Genomic DNA, 4,840 nt, shown 5'->3' with positions numbered 1-4,840 from the left:
CTTATATCGGCTTGAGGTCGGGGCAACCGCTGGATGAAGGTGTGACCAAGCTGTGGTTCAAGCCCGGTCAGGGTGATTTCTGGGCACATCGCGTGTCCTATCCGACCATGAGTTTCAGTCCCGGCTGGTACAAGGAAGCCAAGCCCGCCGATCGACTGATCCAGTCGGGTATTCCGGCGGGAGAAAAGAGCTACCAGCGCTCTGCAGAATCACCGCTGGCACTGGCGCCGGGTTCATGGACGTTCCTTGGCCCATTGCCGCTGCTCAGTAGCGGCGTCATGGTCGCAGGCCGAACCAATGTGATTGAGGTCGATCCGAGGGGGCCGGATATCGACGGTTTCTATACTGTCTTTGCCGCGTCGGACGGCGGCGGCGTATACAAGTCGACAGATTGCTGCGATGCGAACACGACCTGGCGCAATGTTACCGATGATCCGGAAATCGCCAGCATCGCGATTGGCGAGCTCTATATTGAGCCGACCAACCCCGACGTGATTTATGCAGGCACGGGCGACCTGCGCTACGGGTCTTTCTCGTTCGGTTCGTCTGGCGTACTCAAGAGCGTGGACCAGGGCGAAACCTGGGCCGTGCTGGGTGAGGATGTATTCAACCCGTTCTACCCGCCGTCTGTGGGCCTTGGGTTTCCGCAGTATCAGGCAGTGGGCAAGGTCAGGACCAATCCGAATGATCCAGATACGATCGTTGTCGGCACCAAGACCGGGCTGTTCGTTTCCAACAATGGCGGCACGGACTGGACCGGGCCGTGCTTCACGAATGCGTTCAGTAGCCAGCGCCAGGATATTACCGGCCTGATCACCCAGGACATGGGGGGTGGTGCGACGCGAGTGTTCGCTGCCGTGGGCACGCGCGGCAATCCGACAACGGTGCAACCGGACCTTGCCAATCTCGGCGCGAACGGCGTCTATCGCGCGACTTTGCCGGCTACGGGCTGCCCTGCCACCGGCGACTGGACTCTGCTAGACACAGGCTGGCCAGCAGGTACGGGAGATGGCAACCCGGCAGGGAAAGTTCTCGGTCGCATCGAGCTCGCGGACTCGCCGAGCAATCCGAGCACGATCTATGCAATGGGTTCGGACGCACCAACAAGTGGTGTGCTCGGGGTCTGGCGCACCAATGACGGTGGTGATACCTGGACCCAGACGGCCACGGGTGCCAATGTCGAAGCGGGTGGGTGCAGCAATGCAGCCAATGGTGGTGGCCAGATGTGGTACGACGCCGGCCTTACCGTGGATCCGGGCAATCCGGAAACCGTTCTGCTCAGCGGCGTGGACATGTGGCGCTCGACCAACGGCGGCAGCAGTTTCCAGAACATTACCTGTGGTTACGGCAACGGCAATGTCCATGTAGACCATCACGCACGTGCCTTCCTGCCAGACGGCTTCGGCGGCTACGACAGCAACAAGGTCTTGAGTGGCAGCGACGGCGGTGTCTTCTATACCGCAAATGCGCAGTTCGGCACCGGGGGCAGCAGTGCAGCCAATCGCCCGAGCTTCATTTCACTGAACCAGACCATGGGTTCGATTGAACTGTATTCCGGCGACATTACGGCCAATTTCGCCACGGCCGCATCGCCGGGTGCCAGCGCTGGTGCCCAGGACAATGGAAGCGAATGGGTGCGCTGGAGCAACACGGACCCGGAGGCCGCGCAGTGGACCGTACGCAATGGCGGCGACGGCATCTACACGCGCATTGAGCCGGTCAATGAGCTGCGCTGGTATTACTCCAGCCAGAACGGCGCACTGGTTGTTTCGACCGCGGGCCCCAACAGCTCCCCGACAACCGCACGCCCCGCCGGTACAGGCTGGGGTGGCGACACGCTGAGCTTCGTGATGCCGTTCGAGCTCTATCGCTACGGCGACACGTCCGTGGCGGGAAGCGGATGTACGCTCGATCCCGGGTGCACCTACATGATCGGTGGCACGACACGAGTCTGGGAAACGCTTCTGGGCGGAATTCCTCGTTCCAGCTGGTATCCGAACAGCCCGAACCTGACCAAGAATACGCTTGGCAATCGGTCTTTCATCAACCAGTTGGCACATGCCACCAAGACACCGAGCGTGGTCATCGCAGGAACCAACGATGGCAATGTCCAGCTTGGCTATGCAATGAACCAGGGCGTGGCAGACACTGCGACGTGGGTCGATCTCACCGACGGAAACACGGTTCTGCCGAATCGCCCGGTCATGGATGTGACCGTCGATGTCGGTGACGCCGGCAACCCGGCAGCAACGGCAACCGGTTACGCGGCACTGGGTGGATTCGACCAGAATACGCCGGGAACGCCGGGCCACATCTACCAGGTGAGCTGCCAGAACAATTGCAGCACATTCACCTGGCGTGACGTCAGCGGCAACCTGCCGAACATCCCGGCCAACTCGGTAGCGGTGAACCCCCACATGCCGAACCAGGTCTTCGCCGGTACGGACTGGGGCCTGTACTACACCAATGATGTCAGCGTCGCGAGCCCGGTCTGGTTCCGGTTCGAGAATGGCTTGCCTCGCGTGATGATCTGGGACATGGCCATTGATCGTGGATTCACCACGCTTGCCGTGTATACCCGAGGTCGCGGTGCCTGGGCCTGGCCGCTGCCGACTGGACCAAGCGACATCATTTTCCAGGACGGATTCGATGCTCCCTGATTGACCGGGGGCTGTTCTCAAGTGGACCCGTTCGCGCAAAAAATGCGCGAGCGGGTCTTGGACTCACGCACAGACGAATTAGGGGATTGCCTGAGCGGGGAGCAACGTGCGCGCTTGCAGCCAGCTGCGTGTTTCACAGGCATCGCCTTCAAACCATGCACGCGTGGAGCCCAGGCGAAAGGTGTAGCCCCATTCATCCATGTCGGCCATGAGGCGTTCGCTGCCGACATCGGGCAGGGAATCCGCGAGGACGATCTGCAGGTAACAGGCCGCGTCTTCTTCAGCGATCGAATCAGTGGCATCGGTGTGAATTCTTTCGCGACGTTCCGCCGGCATCACGATCAGATTGCAGGACTCGTGCAGCACGGAATGCACCGGCGTATCCCGCCGGGCGAATACGGTTGAACCGATCAGGCCAGCTTCGGGTTCACCCCAGAAGCTGCCAGGTATCGGTTGATCGTCGGCAATGACATGCAATTGCAGGCCATGTGCACGCAACAGGTCGCCCAGCGCCTCCGCATCGATGTCACCCAGATGCAGCAAGCGCGCTCAGTCTTCCTCGAATGCCGTCGCTGCCTTCTCGGGCAACGCGACTGACAACTCGAGCACTTCGTGCTCGCCATCGCGTTCGACATTGATCAATACGGCATCGGGGTCGACATTGACGTACTTCTTGATCACTTCGAGGATCTCGCGACGCAGTGTCGGAAGATAGTCCGGACTGCCGCGCTGGGCGCGCTCCTGTGCAACGATGATGCGCAGGCGTTCCTTGGCGACATTGGCCGTATTCTTCGGCCGTGCACGCAGAAAATCGAAAATGCCCATGCTCAGCTCCTGAAGATTCGTGAGAGCAGACCTTTCTTCTGCGCATCAATGAAACGAAGAGGGCGGGTTTCACCCAGCAGGCGCGCAACCGCGTCGTCATACGCATGACCGGCGTTCGATTGCTCATCGAGGATGACCGGAATGCCGGCATTCGATGCAGCCAGCACGCCTTCGGATTCGGGGATCACGCCGACTACTTCGATACCAAGGATTTCCTGCACGTCGGTGATGCTCATCATGTCACCGGATTCGACGCGGTTCGGGTTGTAGCGGGTCAACAACAAGTGTTGCTCAACCTGCCCGTTGCCCAGCTCGGCGCGACGGGTCTTGCTCGCGAGTAGCCCGAGAATTCGATCCGAATCGCGGACGCTGGAAACCTCGGGATTGACCACGACAACAGCTCGATCGGCGAAATACATCGCCAGCGCAGCCCCTTTCTCAATTCCTGCAGGCGAATCACAGATCACGAAATCGAATCCTTCTTCGCGCATGCCATTGAGCACTCCTTCGACCCCATCCTTGGTCAGTGCGTCCTTGTCGCGTGTTTGCGAGGCGGCGAGTACAAACAGGCTGTCGTAACGCTTGTCCTTGATCAGCGCCTGCTTTAGCGTGCATTCGCCATTGATCACATTGACGAAGTCGTAGACGACCCGACGCTCGCATCCCATGATCAGGTCAAGGTTGCGCAATCCGACATCGAAGTCGATGACGGCAACTTTCTTGCCCCTTTTTGCCAGGCCGACGGCCAGCGACGCGCTGGTCGTGGTCTTGCCCACACCGCCCTTGCCGGACGTGACGACGATGATATCTGTCAAGGTCCTATCTCCATTGGCTCTTGTGATCCGTTGTCAGCCGAGCCTGGCCAGCAACAGTTTTTCCCCCTCCAGCCAGGCTTGCACGGGCTTGCCGCACAGGTCAGGTGGAAGATCCTCGAATACCCGGTACTGGCCCGCAATGGACACCAGTTCGGCATGAAATTCCTGGCAATAGATGCGCGCACTTTCGTCACCCTGCGCGCCAGCCAATGCACGTCCGCGCAGGGCGCCATAAACATGGATTGAGCCATCGGCGATGACCTCCGCACCGTTGGCTACGAGTTTGGTGACGACCAGGTCTCCTCCGCGCGCATAGACCTGCTGGCCGGAACGCACGGCTGCATCCTGATGCAGAGTCCGACCGGTCACCTTGCTGGGCGGTGGCGGCGTGGCCTTGTCATCCTGTCTGGTCGGTGCTGCGGGCGCCTCGGTTGGCGGTGCTACTGCCGGTTCGCCGGCGCGCTCGAATGCGGTGCGGAATTTGGCAAACAGCGGCAGATCTAGTGATCTTGCAAGCGCCTCGTTCTCTGTCGTTCCGTA

At 60.4% G+C, this 4,840-nt stretch carries 5 protein-coding genes; 1 reads left to right on the top strand and 4 read right to left on the bottom strand.

The window, feature by feature from the left end; genetic code table 11:
* The coding region (locus WBP53_RS12290) for a WD40/YVTN/BNR-like repeat-containing protein (RefSeq protein ID WP_423929333.1) at nt 1-2,660 on the top strand (2,660 nt) is incomplete at its 5' end.
* Nucleotides 2,661-2,738: 78 nt separating this feature from the next.
* Here the strand turns inward: WBP53_RS12290 and WBP53_RS12285 are convergent.
* The 4 genes from WBP53_RS12285 to minC form a co-directional block, all read right to left on the bottom strand.
* Entirely contained in the window at nt 2,739-3,203 is a 465-nt protein-coding gene (locus tag WBP53_RS12285) for a hypothetical protein (RefSeq protein ID WP_423929331.1), read from the bottom strand.
* Nucleotides 3,204-3,209: 6 nt separating this feature from the next.
* Nucleotides 3,210-3,485, bottom strand: coding sequence for a cell division topological specificity factor MinE (minE, locus tag WBP53_RS12280; protein WP_423929329.1), 276 nt, complete (start codon nt 3,483-3,485; stop codon nt 3,210-3,212).
* A 2-nt stretch (nt 3,486-3,487) separates the two neighbouring features.
* Nucleotides 3,488-4,300 (bottom strand): septum site-determining protein MinD, encoded by an 813-nt coding sequence (minD, locus tag WBP53_RS12275; protein WP_423929327.1) that lies wholly within the window; start codon nt 4,298-4,300, stop codon nt 3,488-3,490.
* Between the two features lie 33 nt (nt 4,301-4,333).
* Nucleotides 4,334-4,840, bottom strand: a 507-nt coding sequence (gene minC, locus WBP53_RS12270) for a septum site-determining protein MinC (protein WP_423929325.1), incomplete at its 5' end; no start/stop codon positions are given.

Source organism: Dokdonella sp., assembly GCF_049593775.1.
Taxonomy (GTDB): domain Bacteria; phylum Pseudomonadota; class Gammaproteobacteria; order Xanthomonadales; family Rhodanobacteraceae; genus Dokdonella.
The sequence above is the reverse complement of the archived record's forward strand: the minus strand, read 5'-3'. Positions and strand labels throughout refer to the sequence as shown.